At 50.0% G+C, this 16,646-nt stretch carries 17 protein-coding genes; 6 read left to right on the forward strand and 11 right to left on the reverse strand.

The features are described from left to right. Window positions 1-133 precede the first annotated feature (133 nt). Window positions 134-685, reverse strand: coding sequence for an Hsp20/alpha crystallin family protein (locus tag MSED_RS05480; RefSeq protein ID WP_012021034.1), 552 nt, complete (start codon window positions 683-685; stop codon window positions 134-136). 132 nt (window positions 686-817) lie between these two features. On the opposite strand from MSED_RS05480, the gene MSED_RS05485 reads away from it, so the two are divergent. Further along, window positions 818-1,738 (forward strand): hypothetical protein, encoded by a 921-nt coding sequence (locus tag MSED_RS05485; RefSeq protein ID WP_048060045.1) that lies wholly within the window; start codon window positions 818-820, stop codon window positions 1,736-1,738. Between the two features lie 10 nt (window positions 1,739-1,748). On the opposite strand, the gene MSED_RS05490 is transcribed toward MSED_RS05485, so the two are convergent. From MSED_RS05490 to MSED_RS05505, 4 genes are all read right to left on the reverse strand, one after another. Continuing rightward, a complete protein-coding gene (locus MSED_RS05490) occupies window positions 1,749-2,618 on the reverse strand; it encodes an NAD(P)/FAD-dependent oxidoreductase (protein ID WP_012021036.1) in 870 nt (289 codons plus the stop codon). A gap of 177 nt (window positions 2,619-2,795) precedes the next feature. Beyond that, entirely contained in the window at window positions 2,796-3,323 is a 528-nt protein-coding gene (locus MSED_RS05495) for an adenosylcobinamide amidohydrolase (RefSeq protein WP_012021037.1), read from the reverse strand. Next, the gene (locus tag MSED_RS05500; protein WP_012021038.1) at window positions 3,320-4,006 is read right to left on the reverse strand and encodes a DUF929 domain-containing protein; all 687 of its coding nucleotides are present in this window, start codon (window positions 4,004-4,006) and stop codon (window positions 3,320-3,322) included. Before MSED_RS05500 ends, MSED_RS05495 begins: the two co-directional genes overlap by 4 nt. Window positions 4,007-4,134: 128 nt before the next feature. Next, window positions 4,135-4,725 carry a haloacid dehalogenase type II gene (locus tag MSED_RS05505; RefSeq protein ID WP_048060046.1) on the reverse strand — a complete coding sequence of 197 codons (591 nt, stop codon included), beginning with the start codon at window positions 4,723-4,725 and terminating at the stop codon, window positions 4,135-4,137. Window positions 4,726-5,337: 612 nt separating this feature from the next. Between MSED_RS05505 and MSED_RS05510 the strand changes: the two genes are divergently transcribed. Beyond that, entirely contained in the window at window positions 5,338-5,700 is a 363-nt protein-coding gene (locus MSED_RS05510) for a NifB/NifX family molybdenum-iron cluster-binding protein (protein ID WP_012021040.1), read from the forward strand. An 86-nt stretch (window positions 5,701-5,786) separates the two neighbouring features. Further along, window positions 5,787-6,020 (forward strand): hypothetical protein, encoded by a 234-nt coding sequence (locus tag MSED_RS05515; protein ID WP_012021041.1) that lies wholly within the window; start codon window positions 5,787-5,789, stop codon window positions 6,018-6,020. A 2-nt stretch (window positions 6,021-6,022) separates the two neighbouring features. On the opposite strand, the gene MSED_RS05520 is transcribed toward MSED_RS05515, so the two are convergent. Together MSED_RS05520 and MSED_RS05525 are read right to left on the reverse strand one after the other, a co-directional pair. Then, window positions 6,023-7,357, reverse strand: a complete 1,335-nt coding sequence (locus MSED_RS05520; protein ID WP_012021042.1) for a dihydrolipoyl dehydrogenase — start codon at window positions 7,355-7,357, stop codon at window positions 6,023-6,025. 265 nt (window positions 7,358-7,622) lie between these two features. Next, entirely contained in the window at window positions 7,623-8,510 is an 888-nt protein-coding gene (locus MSED_RS05525) for a pirin family protein (protein WP_048060047.1), read from the reverse strand. 156 nt (window positions 8,511-8,666) lie between these two features. On the opposite strand from MSED_RS05525, the gene MSED_RS05530 reads away from it, so the two are divergent. Both MSED_RS05530 and MSED_RS05535 read left to right on the forward strand, forming a co-directional pair. Beyond that, window positions 8,667-9,080, forward strand: coding sequence for a nucleotidyltransferase domain-containing protein (locus MSED_RS05530; protein ID WP_012021044.1), 414 nt, complete (start codon window positions 8,667-8,669; stop codon window positions 9,078-9,080). A gap of 199 nt (window positions 9,081-9,279) precedes the next feature. After that, entirely contained in the window at window positions 9,280-10,563 is a 1,284-nt protein-coding gene (locus MSED_RS05535) for an MFS transporter (RefSeq protein ID WP_012021045.1), read from the forward strand. 86 nt (window positions 10,564-10,649) lie between these two features. Here MSED_RS05535 and MSED_RS05540 read toward each other — a convergent pair whose 3' ends face one another. Then, window positions 10,650-12,101: an MFS transporter gene (locus tag MSED_RS05540; protein ID WP_048060049.1), complete on the reverse strand. Its 1,452-nt coding sequence runs from the start codon at window positions 12,099-12,101 to the stop codon at window positions 10,650-10,652. A gap of 124 nt (window positions 12,102-12,225) precedes the next feature. Then, entirely contained in the window at window positions 12,226-12,963 is a 738-nt protein-coding gene (gene cobB, locus MSED_RS05545) for an NAD-dependent protein deacetylase (RefSeq protein WP_012021047.1), read from the reverse strand. Between the two features lie 112 nt (window positions 12,964-13,075). On the opposite strand from cobB, the gene MSED_RS05550 reads away from it, so the two are divergent. Beyond that, a complete protein-coding gene (locus MSED_RS05550; RefSeq protein WP_048060050.1) occupies window positions 13,076-13,831 on the forward strand; it encodes a sulfite exporter TauE/SafE family protein in 756 nt (251 codons plus the stop codon). Between the two features lie 89 nt (window positions 13,832-13,920). Here MSED_RS05550 and MSED_RS05555 read toward each other — a convergent pair whose 3' ends face one another. Both MSED_RS05555 and MSED_RS05560 read right to left on the reverse strand, forming a co-directional pair. Continuing rightward, entirely contained in the window at window positions 13,921-15,486 is a 1,566-nt protein-coding gene (locus MSED_RS05555) for an ATP-binding protein (protein ID WP_012021049.1), read from the reverse strand. Between the two features lie 71 nt (window positions 15,487-15,557). Continuing rightward, on the reverse strand, window positions 15,558-16,568 hold the full coding sequence (locus MSED_RS05560; RefSeq protein WP_048060051.1) for a DNA double-strand break repair nuclease NurA: 1,011 nt from the start codon (window positions 16,566-16,568) through the stop codon (window positions 15,558-15,560). Between the last annotated feature and the right edge of the window lie 78 nt (window positions 16,569-16,646).

Genomic DNA, 16,646 nt, shown 5'->3' on the forward strand with positions numbered 1-16,646 from the left:
TTTACCCAGTAGACAATAGGGATAAACTTGAGTGAAAGAGTCCAAACTTGATAGATCGGCCCTAGACAACTCCCATTACGCGAAGGGAGTTAATTTCTCGTATGAAATTCCTACTCGTAGGCAGAACTAAAAATCACTCTATCCGAAGCTTATCAACCTTATCCGTGTATGCCTTTCTGAAGGTGCAGACTAGAACACCATTGTTGAGCTTAACCGACACCGGTTCCACTGGTCCTGGAAGTGATATTTCCTTCTTTTTCCCGTTCCACTCAACCAGCAACTTAACCTTATTCTTGAGAGACACCTGGATGTCCTCCTTCTTCACTCCTGGGATTTCCATGGTAACAATGACCTTATCACCGCTCTCCACGACCTCATAATCTCCCTCTGGAGGCTCCACGTCCTTCTCCTTAAGCTCAGAAACTGGAACGCCGTTAACGTACTCCTCTACCCTTGGTTGACCATCGGGGCCAACGGTCACTCTCCTGGTATAGGTCCTAACCTCGCCGTTTTCCATGAGCTGTTTAAGCATTTCCTCTTGCATCTTGAGAAACTGATTGAAGATCTCATCGAAGTCAGCAAATGGTGAGTATGCAGGTCCACTATTCTCTATTTCCACTGGCCGAGTATCCTCATTGCTTACGTCCTGTTTCTTCTTGTCCTTCTTTCTTCCGAATCCGAACATGAATGAGAGTCGAATTGGGAATTTAAAAACATGTCTTTATGGTGGGTAGACTCCCCTAAAAACGATACAATTAGCGTTACTAAAGTCAAGTGTATCCCCCACACTTATTACTTGGTGGTCAACTCTACCTACATGAATTTTCTCGATAAGTTTCACGAAAACAGATATGAGATGGCCATGGCCCTAGCCGAGAGGACCTACGAGGCTCAGGGCTTCACCTACGTGGAGACCATTGACCGTCTCAGGGACTTCGTCATTGGTCAAGATCAGGGGATCGTTTACGTTCTAGAGGTGCATAAGAACTGCGTAGACGTGAGGAAGTGCCTAGGCATCAACTACCTCTATCATGAGCCCTACCAATTTCAGGACGGTATTTCCATAGGTGTCTTAGACCTAGTCGTGAAGGTGGTCAAGAGCTTCAGGGATGAGTCGGAATTGAGGAGTTACATCCTAGACAAGGAACTAATTCAGTTTGAGGCCAGGGATTACATGTACCTTAGGAACCTCAGTGAGACTGAACACGTGTATCAGAGTTTCGTGAACTCCCTCCACGATAAGGAGGTCGAGGAGCTGGCTTTCCTATCAAGGAATTACATGGAGATGTACCGCATACTAGATAGAAACCCAGAGGGAGTGGACAAGCTCGAGGAGAAGTTTAGGGAGGTGGAGGCTGAGATACTTCGTATTGCCGGGAAAAACGGGGTTGAGTATGTAGAGGGATACGGAAAGTTGGATCCTGACGAGCACATATCCGAGGACGAGGAGCACATAGAGAGGGAAGTGGAGAGACCGCTGGACGTTCTCCACATTCTTGCCCAGGTGAGGGCTAGGAAGGTGAGGGAGAACCTGGAGTCCTTCCTCAGGTACCTGAGAGAGAGTGAAGGTCCCGTTAGCTGGGGACCAGTCAAGGTTAACGGAGTGCTCCTTGACTCCTTCGAGAGGAGGACGGGAACTTTCCTGATCCTCAGGCCAGGGGATCTCGTGATTAACAGGGGAGGAGAGAAGAGGATTCACGTGGAACCTGGTATCGTGGTTGTGGAGAACCTTGAGTAGGGGGAACTGGTTAGCCAGGCCTCAGGGTCCCCATGAATACCCTGCTCACGTACTCCCCAGGTCTCTCGCTTTTCCTTGCCTCCTCCACCACCTTGAGGTGAGCGTTCATGATCCTAAAGAGACTCGAGTTCCTCACATCCACGTCTTCCCCCACGAGCTTTCTGTACATGAGTTCAGCATGCATGAGAGAAGGCCTTATCCCCTCCCCCGTGATTGGGAAGACAGCACCTCCAGCCTCTCCCACAAAGTTTCCCTGCCTGAGACCACCCATAGAGATCCTCGCAACTCCGTAACCTACCTTCTCCCCCGCTAGGATGGAGTTTAGCCTTTCCCTCAACACGGGGAGAGGGGCCTCTCCGCCAATCCCAATCCTTGCCCCGTAAGGTCCAGGGAAAACCCAACCATATCCCACGAAGTCCGAGTAAAAATAAGAGTTCAACACGTTCTCCTCTGCATGGTACGTCGTGTCGTACTGGATTGCAAGGACCGTGTCCTGAGACAGGGCCTGATATCCGCGAGCATCCACGACAACGTCATACTTTACCCCGTTAATCTCATCTCCCTTGATGACTCCCCTCTCCCACTTAATCTCAACTCCCTCAGAGAGTCTCTCAAGGAACCTTGGTTTGTCAATTATGTAGGCGAAGGGCTCCTTGGAGTGAACCTCGTGAATTAGCTTGTTGTCAAGGAAGATCCTGTAGCCCGTTATCTTGAACAGGATCTCATCCTGGGTTATGAGATCCTCGATAGAGGACAGGACAACCCAGCTACAAGGTTTGACACCTAACCTCCTCTCCCTTTCGTAAACCACTGCCTCCTCTCCGAGCTTTTGGGCAAGGAATAGGCCTGCGGGTCCAGCTCCCACGATCCCGACTTTCATGGGAGAGAGTAGTCTTTATGGTAAAAATGGTTTTATGAAGGGAAATCGAGGCTGAGCGGTTTGGACGTGCTGAGCGTGGAGGAGTGATGAGGAGGGTGGAGGTCCTGATTAACCAGTTGGATTTGGCGATAGGTCGGTCAATTTACTCGTGAATGGGAACCTCGTACACGATCCTTGTTACGATCTCAACAACTTGACGATCCTTGTCCTCACATCCATGGCAACCTCCTTTCCCAACTTCGTTCCAGGCCCCGCAAAGTATCCCTCCCCCACGACACTACCTACAGCTACCGCATCACTTACGGTCCCTGTTAGGTTGAGGCCCAGATCCCTTAAGGCCCCAGACTTAGCCTCAGTAACCGTTCTCACCAGATCCACTAGTCCATTCAGATTGAGACCCTCCTTCACGAATACACCCACGTTGATCGTGCATCCAGCGTCCTCACCACTCTCACCGATCCCAGCACTAACGTAAAGTTTCCCCCAAGGTCTGTCCTCGAAGGAGTAAGAGGTTGCTGCGGTGATGAAGGCAACCTCATCCCTTCGGCACAGGGCTTTCACGTCGCTCCATGGATCCTGGTTACAGTAGCTCTTATCCACAAAGATTGCACATATTCCCCGGGCGAATGCCACCCCCTCAGGGTAGAGGGCAGAAGTCAACACAAGGTACTCTCGATCTAACGAGAGGTGTACTACCTTGATCACAGCAATCCCTCAATTTCCTGCGATGAGCTCACGATAGGTTGTATGTTGGTGAGGTTCATCATGAGCTGTGAGGGGGAATACCCAGATATGTCGGAGGGAGAATAGAGATAACCTATTATCATGTAGGTTCCCTTACCCCCTGAAATGATGATAGTTGAGGGTATATGCGAGGGGCTTCCAAGATCGACCGCCGGCCTAAAGAACTCTCCCGAGGCAGGGTTCTGAACCTCGTACTTCTCCACGAGTGGATAGGCCCAGGGGGCCTCCTGCCTTATCACCTGAAGACCGTAATTAACGTAATTGTTGAGTGCTGTACCGTTGGCTGAGGCGTTAAGGTACTCGTTGTATAGGTAAATTACCTTAAATCTCACTGTTGAATTTGGTGTGAAGTTCAGGAAAATTAAACCTGAAGTGTTAGGATATTCGTCTAAGGGATCGGAATGGTTTGGGATCACGTTGAGCTTGCCGTAGTGGGACATGGCAAGGTAAAGGGGCCAGCTGTCCGTTGCACCGTAGGGGCATCCGTACCAGGATATGAAAAGGACGCAGGTTTGAGTCGTGAGTTGTTGTGACGAAACCTTGAAGGGAGTGTCAATGGGTACTCCGTACACGGGTAGGGAACCAAGGATAAGGATGAGCGCTATCACTGCGGAGATTCCTGCGACGATGATTTTCTGATTCATGAACTGAGTGTCGCTGGGAGAAATAAAATGGTTGATGTCCTGAGTGGGGTGAAGGAGTGATTCGCAACTAGATCTGAAAGTTTATCTCGGTCATAAACGCGGGTTCAGTCCTGAGATGCCTCCAGTTGTCAAGCCTTCTCTCTCAGGTATTGCGCGAGTTTCTCCAGATCCCTTGCAATTACATCAACTTCTAGGGCGAGCTTCTCCATTCTCCTGTTAAGGTATATGGTACCCATTCCCGCATTTCTAGCCCCCATGAGATCAAACCAGTTCGAGGATACCAGGAACGCCGGGTAACCCACGCTCTCCATGAAGTGTTTATAGACCCTAGGCGAGGGCTTGTATGCCCTCACTTCCTCGGCGCTCACTATCCCCTTGAAGAACCCTAGGATCCCGTTTCTCCTCAGGTGGTCCTTCACTTCCTCGACGGATCCGTTACTTAGGGCAAAGACGTCAGCTAGTGCTGATATGTCCCCCAAGAACTTCACGTCGGGATACGCCTTCAGGTTCAACCACGAGTTCATCAACTCTTCCTCCTTCCCCTCGTTCACGAGAAGGTAGTCTCTTATGGCCTGCCTGGTGATCTCCCTGAAGGGAACAAACTTTTCCATGACAGTGTAAACCCACGTAAGTTCCAGCTGTTTCCTCCTTATCTCTTGTGGAAAGCTGGAGGTATCTAGAAGAGTTCCGAAGACGTCGAAGGCAAGTATAAGTCTCATGGTTAGAAGTATCAATCAAGGTTTAAAACCTTGAATTATCCGTGAGGGGTCTAGGATCTTTAAACCTCTCCCTCTATCATTAAGGATTGGCAGCATCTCCTAACCAGTTTTCCTTTACAGACTTTGAGCTCGTTAAAGGTGTGCAGGTATTTGACCTCGTTTAGGAAAACCTTCAGAACCGACTTTTTCTAGTTATTCTAATACTCGTAAGTTGCATGAGTTACCTGGTAGAATGAAGCTGACTGGCCGAAAAAAGCAGGGTTAGTTCTTACTCCCTGTCAGGCAGGTTCTTCATATCCTTAGGGAGTAAGATTGAGGCGAATAACTAACACCCTGTTAGTAACCTAACACCCTGTTAGTTTTGCCCTTTGCGAGTACGAGTAACCCTTCTTCATTGAGTGAGCGGCTCCGTTATGGAACAGTCCTTACACACGAGCCGTGGCTCTCCACTGCATAGACTACAACTTCCACGTCCTCACAGAACCTGGTGGAGATTTAACCAATCTCGCTTTTCCACACCAGGCCAGAAGGTTTCACCCCAAGGGACGATCTCGACATCCCGTGTAAATTTCTTTACATCAAGGTTTTTACCCTCTAGTTCTTTTCATACTTATGAAAATTTGTACTGTCGTGGACGACCAAGATAGGATAAAGGTATTCTCAAAAGGGAAGTTCTTGATCCTCTTTGATGATAAGAACAAGGAGGTGATGGTAAGGGAGGAGAACCCAGCTCTTCACTCCCCTATGAAGAGGCCTACGGTGGCTAAGGAATGCGTGAGGCTCGGAGCAAACAGGGTTATAGCAGCTCACGGTTCCTTGTGCTATCCCTCATACTCAATTTTGAAGAGGAATGGAGTCGAGATGGTTGTGGGGAGGGAAGGGCAAGGAATCTTCGAGGAGTTCCGCCCTGTAACCATGGGGGAGGTCATGTACTCGAGCCTTCAAGCCATGTGGGAGAGGGTTAAGGGGCACTAGGTGAAGCCTCTAAACTTGATCACGATGGATCCAGATGAACAACCACTCCCTCAAAACCATTTATACCCTATAACCGAGTCTTCTGTATGGATGAGGAGTGGCTGAGGAGGAAAATTGAGCAAGAGAGGGAGGCCCGCGAGATGAGGAGGAAATCAGCTGACTGGAACTTCATCAAGTCCCTCCCACCCAAGCTGAGGATTGCTCTCGAGTACTACGTTGACAGCGGAGATTTCAGGGGAGCGTCGAGGATTGCTGACATGTCTGTGGATGAGTTTCTCTATTTCGCAAAGGAGAAGGCAAACATAGTTGATATGTCGTGAGACTAGCTGGCCCTCCTGACTCTCCTCATCAAGGACGTGATCTGTTCCAGTTGCGTGGGGTGTGGTTGGCTTATCCTAGCTAGCTCGTAACTGGTTAGTCTCTCTCCCACGGCAAGTGCCAGTTCCCCGATTAACATGTCTGCGTCCTCTCCCACAACCTGTGCCCCGAGGATTCTCTGACTACCCCTCTCTATTACGACCTCCATCCATCCCTCGGCGAAGCCATCTATCTGTGCCCTTGAGTCCAAGGAGAGGTCGTATCTCCTAGTCTCCACATCAAATCCCCTGGCGATAGCCTGTTCCTTCCAGAGTCCTACCCATGCCACTTGTGGAAAAGTGTAGACCGCGAAGGGGACGGCGTTGTAGTCCATCTCCACAACTTCCCTGTTACCCTCCAGGATGTTCTGGGCGGTTACCCATCCCTCTAGAACGGCCACGTGGAACAACATGAACTTACCGTTCACGTCGCCTGGGGCGTAAATGTTTTCGATGGCGCTCCTCATTCCAGGGGTAGTCTCAATCTCCCCCTTCTTTCCAAGGGGTATTCCGTTCACAGAGGATGTATTGGGTCTTCTTCCCACAGCCACTAGAACCTCGTCGAAGCCCTGATACTTCCCCTTTTCAGTAAGGACCACCTTCCCATTCTCCTTCAGAACTCCTGTGCTCCTTTCCTTGACTATCTTGACCCCAGCATTGATCAGCTCCCTTTCCAGTAGACTCTGAACCTCTTGGGACACCTCCTTGATGAGGTGTGATGCGAAGAGGGTGACCTCCGAACCTAGTCTCGCGAAGATTGAGGCCATCTCCACACCTATGTATCCTCCACCCACAATTGCGAACTTCCTCGGTACTTCCCTTATCCTAGTTTTCGGCATAAGGAGTTCGTGAGTGGTTATCCCGGCCTCATATCCCTTTGGGATCACGGGATCGGCCCCGGTGGCTATCACTAGGTACTTGGTGCTATAGACTCTATCCTCCACCTTCACGTGGTTTTGATCCACTATGATTCCAGACTTAGCCAAGAAGGTTAGGCTCTCGTGTTCCCTAATTTCGTCGTCGTGTTGCCTGAACCTCCTCTCCTGTACCTGATCCTTCCAGTCCACGAGCTTGGGGAAGGAAATCTCTGCCTTCATGAAGGGAACTCTCTTCGCAGTTTCGAGTTGTCGCGCTCCATACCAGTAGGTCTTAGAGGGTATGCAACCTTCGTAAAGACAATTTCCTCCTAGAACGCCCTTTGGGTCGAGCATGAGGACCTTCATTCCGCCCCTTGAGAGCTCGAAGGCTGTGGTGTAACCTGCGCCACCTCCTCCCAGGATTATGGCATCGAAATCAGTCATGGGATTACATGTATTAAAACAGTTAAATCTTTATTTACTGTGAATAGTGGGGGAAGCGTTTTTATGGAGGTTTTGAAGATTTGGGTTTAGTCCCGATGAGAGGAGTTATTTTATCCAGCGTCTCATCTCCCCACGTAAAGTGAATGTGCCAACCTAGATCCGACTTGAAAGTTCAAGAGAATCTCTCGTGAGAATCTGAACAGTTCTACCTAGGTTTTCACGCCCTAACGAGGTTCAGGTCACACCCATATCCTAGACTCTTCAGTCACTGGGTGATCGGGGCCTTCTTCACGAATGTACCTCTTCTCAAATCTATAAGGGCCTGGGTTAGCTCCTCCTCAGTGTTCATCACAATGGGTCCGTACCACGCTATGGGCTCATTGATTGGCCTCCCAGACAGGATGATGACGTGGGCCCCCTTTCTCGTGGAGATCTGAACCTCGTCCCCATCATCGTAGATCGCTAGGTTACCCTCAGACAAGGTCACGGAATCATCCATCTTGGCACTTCCCTCAACCACGAAGGCAAGGACAGTGTAACCTCTCTTTACCTTGGCCTTGAACTCCTTCTCGGGTTCCAGCTTGACCTCGTAGTAGGTAGGATCCACGGGACTAGTCACCCTAACGGGGCCCTCCACCCCATCGTACTCACCCGTGATGATCCTAACCCTCCCACCGTCTATCTTGACCTCTGGTATGTCTCCTCTCCTTGCGTCTCTATATACAGGGTCGGTCATTTTCATGTTCCTCGGAAGGTTAATCCACAGCTGTAATCCCTTGTTCATCGTGTTCAGTACGGTGGCGTGAAGCACGTCCTCCTCTCCCAGGGGTTTAGGCATTTCCTGGTGGAATATTCCGCTCCCGGCAGTCATCCACTGTGCATCCCCCGGATAGAGAACGCCCTTACTCCCGGTACTATCCTCATGTTCCACCTTGCCCTGGATCAAATAGGTGAGGGTCTCAATACCCCTGTGGGGATGCCACGGAAACCCCGCAATGTAGTCCTCAACCCTATCTGAACCGAAGAAGTCTAGGAGAAGGAAGGGGTCAGTCAGGGAGTACGTGTGAGGTCCACCAAAGACCCTGTAAAGCTTTACCCCAGCTCCATCCCTAGTCTCCTTTCCCTCTAACATGTATGAGACTTTTCTAATCATAAACTAACTTTACCAAGTAAAGTATTTAAGCTTGTTTCAACTTGGGCAAGTCTATCTTGAGAGGGTTGAGATGGTGTAGTTAACCGTTACTGGTTTTTAGATCCTGTTCCTTCACTAGAAGCGGAGCTAATTAGTCGGATTCGCACTTATCCTTATATGCCAGAACCACTCGAACTTTCGCGTTACTTAGACAGGTTGAGGGCCTTCAAATGGAGGGACTTTGACGTATACTACGCAATCCTCTTTGGGTCACTGGCCAAGCGCGGTCGGGGAAACGACATTGATATAGCTGTAGAGTTTAAGAGGAAGAGTCTGGACGCGTATTCCTCTCTCCTCGCATCCCTAAGGAATTATCTAGATGAGGATAGGGTGGATTTAGTCATGATATCAGACAATTCCGATTGCTTCCTTGTTCATGAGGTCTTCAGCGACTCACTGATCCTATACATGGAAGATTATGATAGAATGCATAGGATAGCGTCAATCTGCGAGGACTTCCTCATAGATCTAAAGAAGTTACAGATACTGGAAAACGCTGGGAGGGCGATCATGAGGCGATGGCAGTCCTAGATAAGTTGCTTAGAACAGTTGAGGATGTGACTAACAATCTTGAAGCTCGTCCCTCGCAGTTATGATCTAAGCTGGGAAGACCAGATGGCAATCCATAACAACTAGAAAGGCCTGGTTAAGACCTCGTTCTCAGGTCTACTGAAAGGCGCGGAGCTACCTGGAAGTGAAAGAATTTAAGTGACAACTGGAAGAGGAGACTGTGTCCAGTCCTCCTGGAAAACTAAAATCCTTCTTCATCTCCTCCGCAGGGTTCCTCCTTGACGGATATGATCTCTCGGTGATATCCTTCGCGCTTCTGTTCCTTCCGAAGGAACTTCATCTTACCCCATTACAGGAGGGACTCGTTAGCTCTGCCTCGCTCATGGGAATGATACTCGGTTCAGTCCTACTCGGGTTACTCTCCGACAAGATGGGGAGGAAAAGGCTCATGGGCTTGGATCTAGTAATCTTCACGGTCTTCGCCATAACCTCGGCCCTGTCCCAGAACTTCCTGGAAATGTTCCTATCTAGGCTACTCCTGGGGGTTGGCATAGGTGGAGATTATCCCCTAAGTAGTTCCCTCATGGCTGAGTACTCCCCCTCAAGGTCGAGGGGAAGGTACCTCGTGGGGGCAGTGTCCATGTATTGGGTAGGAACACTGCTCTCTGCTGTCGTGAACCTAGTCTTCCTTCCCACGGGTGACTATTTCTGGAGGTATTCCTTCGCGTTTGGAGCCCTTCTATCCATCCCAGTCATAGTAGCCAGGTTCTCTCTCCCCGAGTCACCCAGATGGTTAATAAGCAAGGGTAAACTTAAGGGAGATGGAATCCCAACCCAAGAGGAGGAAAACAAGGGAGTTACAGGTTTCCTTGACCTGTTCAGGATGAGATTACTTCCATACCTCCTCCTAGTCTCAGCAATCTGGTTCTTGTTTGACGTTGCGTCATACGGTATAGGACTTTACTACCCAGCAATATTTAGGGAGTTCTCTTTACCCTCCAACTACGAGGTGATTTACGCCACCATGATAATCGCGGTGGGAGCAATCCTCGGCTATATCCTGGCGGAGGTCGCCATAGATTCGCTGGGAAGGAGAGCTGTTCTTCTATCCGGGCTTGGCGTAATGGCACTTCTCCTGGCTGTGGGAGGTGTCCTGAGGCTTACCGGGGTTGTTTTGGTGCCATACTTTGCGGTCTTCGTGGCAATGGAGCAGTGGGCTGGCGCGGTCACACTCTTTTACCCCGCTGAGCTCTTCCCTACCCCAGTTAGGTCATCCGCTCAAGGATTTGCGACAGCAGTGAGCAGGATAGGAGCTGTCCTGGGAGTCGTGTTTTTCCCTAGCATGGTGAAGGTCCTTGGTCTCTCTAACTCCCTGATTCTGTTCTCTGTAACGTCGGCTATCGCATTCATATTGGCACTCCTGCTGAGGGAAACTAAGAGAAAGGAACTAGAGGAGATCTCCCTTGGGCTAAAGGAGGTGAAAGGGAGAAATCCGAGTACATGATGAAGGCGTTCAGGTTAAGGATGAAGGAACATGAAGTCGCGTAGCGTTGGCCCGTCAAGGGCCTGATTTTAGTCTCCAACTTCTTTTCATCCAGGATGTTTGGCCTCAACTACTTCCCTTTTCACCTCCTGTCTGGCCTTTATAACATAGTTTTTCGTGAACAATGAGGCTATCAAACTCAGGAACATAAGGGCAATTGCTACCATGTACATGTAGTGGAAGGCCGAGTAGTCAGGTACCTGTGCCACGGGAATGAACTGTCCATTAACGTCATATAGCAACCACGTGACATAAGTGTCCATGAACACTGTTGATATCACTGGACCGATTGCGCTTCCTATGGTCCTTATCAAGGTGTTCATTCCGATCCCTATTCCCCTTTGCTCCTCAGGTAAAGCCAAGGCGACCATGTTAACTAGGGGGATAATCAGGTTAACCAATCCTGCAGCTGTCACTATCACGTCAAATAGAACCTCGTACTCGCTATACCTAAAGGTGTCCAGTAGGAAGTAGCCCAACATGCTGACCGATGATCCTACGACGAGCAGAGGTTTCGGGCCAATCACATTTATAGCTCTACCCACAATAGGACCCAAGGTCATCATGACCAGGGCAACGGGTGCCATGAGGAGACCTGACTCGATAATAGTTAAACCTAGTCCGTAGGGTCTGGGTAGCTGAAGGTAGTAAACCAATCCAGTGAACATCAGGAACATACCCGTACCGGAAATGAGACCAGCCACGTTTGCCACCATGAGGTTCCTTACCCTAAAGAGGTCAAGCCTCATCAAGGGCTCCGAGGTTCTCCTCTCCACGATCAAGAAGATAGGGAACGCTACCACTGACACCACGATGAGGGCTATCTGGCTCAAGGTGGTCCACCCCACGTTGGGCCCATTGGAAAGATAAACTAGGAGTGGCACCACTGTTAACATGAGGAAGGTAGCACCAAGGTAGTCAATCTTTTCCCTAGTCTTCTCAGGGATTTCCACGATGTACTTGGCCGAGATGCCCAGCAAAATCAAGGAGAGGATGAAAGCCGTGTGAAAGGCGTACGGCCACCCCAAGTCCTGGACTATATAGGATCCCACAAGGAGACCTAGTGCAGGACCAGCAGCCAAGGTTGCGCTAAGTATGCCCTGTGCCCATGCCACCCTTTCCTTGGGGAACAGGTCAGTGATGATGGCAATAGCCAAGGGAAATGTGGAATATCCTATTCCCTGAACTCCCCTAGAGAAGATCAGGAAGTAAATGTTCGGAGAGAAACCTGCCATCAAAACCGCAAGCGAGTAGAACCCGATTGAGATCAGGTAAACCTTCTTTTTCCCGTATCTGTCGCCCAGTTTGCCGAAAATCGGAGACGCGACCGCCCCCACAATGAGGTATGCCGAGGTTACCCACGCCACGGTGGTCGCGGTTGTGGAGAATTGGTCCTCTATCTTAGGCAGTGCTGGAATCACCATGGTCTCCACGTAGTTCACAAGCATTAACATAAGGGTTAGGGAGAGAAGAGTTCTCATAACTCCCTTGGGATTCATGACATGATATTGTATTTAACACGAATTAAACTTTTCGATATATCTTTTTAATCAGGGCTTAAACTCCTTACCGTCAAGGGTTTTCCAAGCTCAAGGATCTCTAGGTCCTGTCGGGTTCATGATTCTAACCATTTCCGACGAGTTCCTTAATCTTCTTCACCGTTCTCGGCAGGACCTCCTCTGCTCTTTCCCTTATTACTAGGTCCGCAAATTCGTCAAGAGGAGTCTCCTCCATGTTAATGATCACGAGCACCCCTCCATTTTGCTTCACGACCTGGGGGATAAGATTTGCTGGGTAAACCGTCAGTGAGGACCCAACTACCAGGACAAGGTCGGACTCCTGTGCAATCCTTAAGGCCTCGTGAATCAAGTGAACTGGTTCGTCGAAGAGAACAACTCCCGGTCTGATCACCCCTCCGCACCTACAACGTGGCGGGAGTTCCCCATCCTGAACCTTTCCTAGGACCTCTTTCCTTTCAAAGTTCATCCCGCAATCCTCGCAATAGAACCTCCTCGAGGTACCGTGGAGTTCTATTACGTTCCTCGAGCCCGCGTCCTGATGAAGACCATCTATGTTCTGCGTGATCACGTACTTGATCAGGCCCATCCTCTCAAGCTCTGCGAGCGCGTAATGGGCCGGGTTAGGGGCCACAGAGTCCATGGCCTTGAGCCTGAAGGCATAAAACTCCCAGAACCCCTTGGGGTCCCTCCTAAGGTAAGATGCAGAGGATAACTCCTGAGGATATTTCTTCCAGAGTCCCTGAGGACCCCTGAAGTCCGGGATTCCTGAGGCTGTACTAATTCCAGCCCCAGTGAAGGCAATTCCGTGAGTTGAGGTCAGGAGGAGTTCAGCGAGGTCCATAATTTACTTTTCTAGATCCTAATTAAAATCTTGAGTGAACCTGGTTAGGTAGAGCTCACAGCCTTCAAGGGTTGGGGTAATGATATTAACTGTCTGGTTTGGTAAGTCTCACATGGATTCGATAATTATCCTCCTGCTTGTAGGGATCGCTGTTGGAGCCTTAACAGGGATAACTGGGTCGAGCGGTGTCCTCATTGTGGTTCCAGCCCTATCCTACCTAGGTCTCAGCTTCGTGGACTCCGTTGGTTCAAGCCTTTGGGTTGATATAATCACGACGTTGTCCGTTATCTTCGTCTATTTCCGTCACGGAAACGTGGACCTCAAGACATCCCTGATCATGGGGGTTGGGGCGGTCCTGGGCGCTCAGCTTGGATCAAGGCTCGCCTTCATCACTCCGGATAAACTTCTGGAGGGAGCCTTCACCGTGTTCACCACCGTGATGGCTTACGTTTCCTTCCGAAGGTCCAGGAATCCCTCCCTGAAAATAAGGACGAGAAACCTCGGGACCTGGAGTTACGTTTTAGCGCCAATTCTGAGCGTGGTCATAGGTATAGTTACGGGAACCTTAGGAGCCAGTGGTGGTATCATGTTCATAGCCGTGATGATGATGCTTTTCTCAATGGATGTAAGAAGAATGATTGGAACCGCTACGCTGGCCATGTTACTGTCAGCGGTGAGTGGGGGAGTATCTTACGCAATTGCGGGAAGGATAGATGAGTTAGCCTCCATCGTAATAGGAGTGACTGCCCTAGTCTCAGGCTACTTCTTCGCTAGGTTGGCCAATGGGATGAGGTCGTGTCACATTTACCTCTTTCTAGGTAGCGTCTTCGTCATAACCTCGGTGAGCGAAGTACTCAAGATGGTGTAACGCCTCCTCGAGTTAAGTCACGGTGAGGGAGCCTTGCCATGTCTCATCCCTGGACTCACTCTATTGCTAAACGTTCCCACTTAATTCCCTTACTCGTACTTATCCGTCCTGAACACTAGGTCCTGGACCTTCAAGGAGAAAGTCCTCATAACTGCGTACCCAGGTGGTGAGGCCTGCAGTATGTTCGCGTACTCCTCCATCCCTATCTTCTCGAGAGCATCCTCGTCAGCCCTCATGGCGATCTTCGTGTTCGTGAGTGTAAGGATGAGGTCGTTTAGGTCCGTCGGCCTGTGGGTAGCCAACACCGTGCCCATTCCCCTTACCCTCCCCAGCCTAAGTATTCTGTTGATGAGTCTCTCAAGCCCCTCCTTCTCCTCATCCCTCCTTGACTGCGGGAAGTACTCGTGAGCCTCATCGAATACGAGGAGGTAAGGAGTCTCAACCCCCTCATTCTTGTATTTCGCGTCTATCAGTCTGAACAATCTGTCCACAATGAGGAAGGCCGTGGTGGTTGCGGTGGAAATTCCTTTCTCCATTACCCATCTCAAGTCCACTATTGCCTTCTTTCTTACTAGGTCCTCGTAGTTGGGTTCCCCAAGGAACCCCTTTTCCAGGGGTATGTCCAGGATGCCAGTCTCCTTCAGCATAATAACTGACCTCCTTATGTTGTCCTCTGTGGTCTTATGAACATGAAACTCAGAAAAGAGTTCCTCACATTCCCCAATCCAATTGTCAATTTCCGTTAGGCAGTGCTCTGTGATCAACTTGAAGAAATAGGCTCCCTGCCCAGAGAAGAGGGGCGACACATCTGGAATCTCCTTGTAGGTCTCCCTCAACCTGAAACCCAAGAGCTCCACGTGAAAGGTTTTCTCACCGTTGGTCAACGTGATCCTTTGGCCGTCAACCTGGGATATCCTGAAGTCCTGCAGGTTGCTCCTCTTCAAGAAGAGCGAAACGAATTCAGTTACCTTCCCCATATCCCTCGTCACAGGAACAAGGACGGTTCCCCCAATCTTCGCCATGGTCTTCACGTAATCTCCCTGAATGTCGAAGCCTAGGACCGGGATCCTGCTCCTGGTGATCAGGAGGCGAAGAAGGTTTGTTTTCCCCGCACCCGTAGTTCCCACTACGAGGACGTGGTGTCTCAACGCCTCCTCGGTGAGGTTGACAGGTACGTCAAGGATCCTGTAACCCTCGACGATCTTCCCTATGGGTATTCCGTCTTGCGGTAACCCCAACATTTCCTTTATGAACTCCTGGCTTGGAACGAAGATAGGACTCTGCGGGTCCACAGGTGAACTGGGCGGAACCACCTCATTCTCCACCTTCTCGGACAGGAGCTCTATGGTCAGGGAGAGAGGGGTGGTAATAGCGGACACGTCTTCAACAGGGGAGAGAGCTGGGATCCTGGAGATTGCAAGGATGTCTGCCCTCTCGACCGAGGTAATCCTCCCCAGCATGAGAGTCCCTGACACGGGTATAGATATCCCCACATAACTCCCTATGAGGAACTTCCTCTTGAGATAGACCTCGTAGGGGATCTCAGCCCTAATCTGGTTATTGTCCTTTCCGTGGGAGATTGGGGTCACCCTGCTAATGAGACCCACAACCTCGCCGTACTTACTCGCACGACTCTTAGCGTCCTCAAGGCTCATGGAATTAAAGGAGATTTTCCCTTTTTAAATTATCAAGAAGTAGTTCAGCTTCAGGTGAGACCTGTCCAGCCTTATCCCATCTCTAGGTCGAGGTTGGCCTGTTGAAACCTGTTCCAGTCGTCGTAGGTCACCTCAACTTGCCCCTTTGCGTATATGAAGGAGAGGATGAAAGTTGAGGCGCTCAACTTCCTTGATAACCTATCGGCGACCTCTATGAAAGTTGGTAATCCCCTATACGATGCGTGGGAAAGCGAGGTCGCGACTCCTTGACAAAGGAGATTCCTGGATGGGCTCTCAACCCTGAAAACAGAGTCCCGGACCTTCACGTAAACCATGTAACGCTGAAGCGAGGAATTGGAGAGCTGGAATTCCTCCCTTAGGACTGGAGTAATGTAGGTGATCTTGCCTTTCCCCAGTTCTAGGGTAAGCACGTCGTCTGTGGGAGTTACGTCACCTTTCCATAGTTCCTTCACCCTCGATAACTTCCTTGAGGTGGAGAGTCTCTTCACGATACCCACCAGTTGATCCTTTCTTCTCTCCTGGATGAGTCTCTCGTACGCTGACCTGTAGGGCTCCCCCACCATGGGCAGATAGGGTCCAGGGAAGACTGGTCCGTCAACTACGGCTATCCTGGCTCTCTCAATGGCCCTATTCTCCAGGTAAATCCTCAGCTCGTCAAGGATGTTATCGTCCTTGTACCCAGGGTCATAAGGAACGTCGTTCACGTTCCTGGTTCTCACCACCTTGGAGAGTGGAGAGGTTTCTATCATCTCCACGACGTCCCTAGATCCCTTTATTGCTAGGAAGGGGAACGAGGCATTGAGCGGAACGGTCATGTGCTCCCCCTCAATATTCGCGTAAAGTGAGGCGAGATATATGTTGGCTCCCCTCACAGTCATATACCTCGAGGAGGTATCTAGGTAGGAAAAAGAGGAGAGGGGGTCACACTTCTCAAGGGGACCCTCAACCTCAACGGGCCATGAGTCCTCGAATTCCTGAAGGGACACCCCTAGAAAGACTTTCTCCTTGGACAACCTTGATAGAGTCGTCATAAGATCCCTGATAACCTCGTGAACCTCCAAGATTATCGTGTTGGGATAGACAAGCCCAATTATAAAGATTCTTAAAGCTTAAGATTCTGGAAAGAATATCAAAGAGAT

The organism is Metallosphaera sedula DSM 5348 (assembly GCF_000016605.1).
Taxonomy (GTDB): Archaea; Thermoproteota; Thermoprotei_A; order Sulfolobales; family Sulfolobaceae; genus Metallosphaera; species Metallosphaera sedula.

What these genes read in the sequence shown, in the direction of transcription:
- MSED_RS05480 (WP_012021034.1), bottom strand. Translation starts at nt 685, where the DNA reads ATGTTCGGATTCGGAAGAAAGAAGGACAAGAAGAAACAGGACGTAAGC.
- MSED_RS05485 (WP_048060045.1), top strand. Translation starts at nt 818, where the DNA reads ATGAATTTTCTCGATAAGTTTCACGAAAACAGATATGAGATGGCCATG.
- MSED_RS05490 (WP_012021036.1), bottom strand. Translation starts at nt 2,618, where the DNA reads ATGAAAGTCGGGATCGTGGGAGCTGGACCCGCAGGCCTATTCCTTGCC.
- MSED_RS05500 (WP_012021038.1), bottom strand. Translation starts at nt 4,006, where the DNA reads ATGAATCAGAAAATCATCGTCGCAGGAATCTCCGCAGTGATAGCGCTC.
- MSED_RS05505 (WP_048060046.1), bottom strand. Translation starts at nt 4,725, where the DNA reads ATGAGACTTATACTTGCCTTCGACGTCTTCGGAACTCTTCTAGATACC.
- MSED_RS05510 (WP_012021040.1), top strand. Translation starts at nt 5,338, where the DNA reads ATGAAAATTTGTACTGTCGTGGACGACCAAGATAGGATAAAGGTATTC.
- MSED_RS05515 (WP_012021041.1), top strand. Translation starts at nt 5,787, where the DNA reads ATGGATGAGGAGTGGCTGAGGAGGAAAATTGAGCAAGAGAGGGAGGCC.
- MSED_RS05520 (WP_012021042.1), bottom strand. Translation starts at nt 7,357, where the DNA reads ATGACTGATTTCGATGCCATAATCCTGGGAGGAGGTGGCGCAGGTTAC.
- MSED_RS05525 (WP_048060047.1), bottom strand. Translation starts at nt 8,510, where the DNA reads ATGATTAGAAAAGTCTCATACATGTTAGAGGGAAAGGAGACTAGGGAT.
- MSED_RS05530 (WP_012021044.1), top strand. Translation starts at nt 8,667, where the DNA reads ATGCCAGAACCACTCGAACTTTCGCGTTACTTAGACAGGTTGAGGGCC.
- MSED_RS05540 (WP_048060049.1), bottom strand. Translation starts at nt 12,101, where the DNA reads ATGAATCCCAAGGGAGTTATGAGAACTCTTCTCTCCCTAACCCTTATG.
- cobB (WP_012021047.1), bottom strand. Translation starts at nt 12,963, where the DNA reads ATGGACCTCGCTGAACTCCTCCTGACCTCAACTCACGGAATTGCCTTC.
- MSED_RS05550 (WP_048060050.1), top strand. Translation starts at nt 13,076, where the DNA reads ATGGATTCGATAATTATCCTCCTGCTTGTAGGGATCGCTGTTGGAGCC.
- MSED_RS05555 (WP_012021049.1), bottom strand. Translation starts at nt 15,486, where the DNA reads ATGAGCCTTGAGGACGCTAAGAGTCGTGCGAGTAAGTACGGCGAGGTT.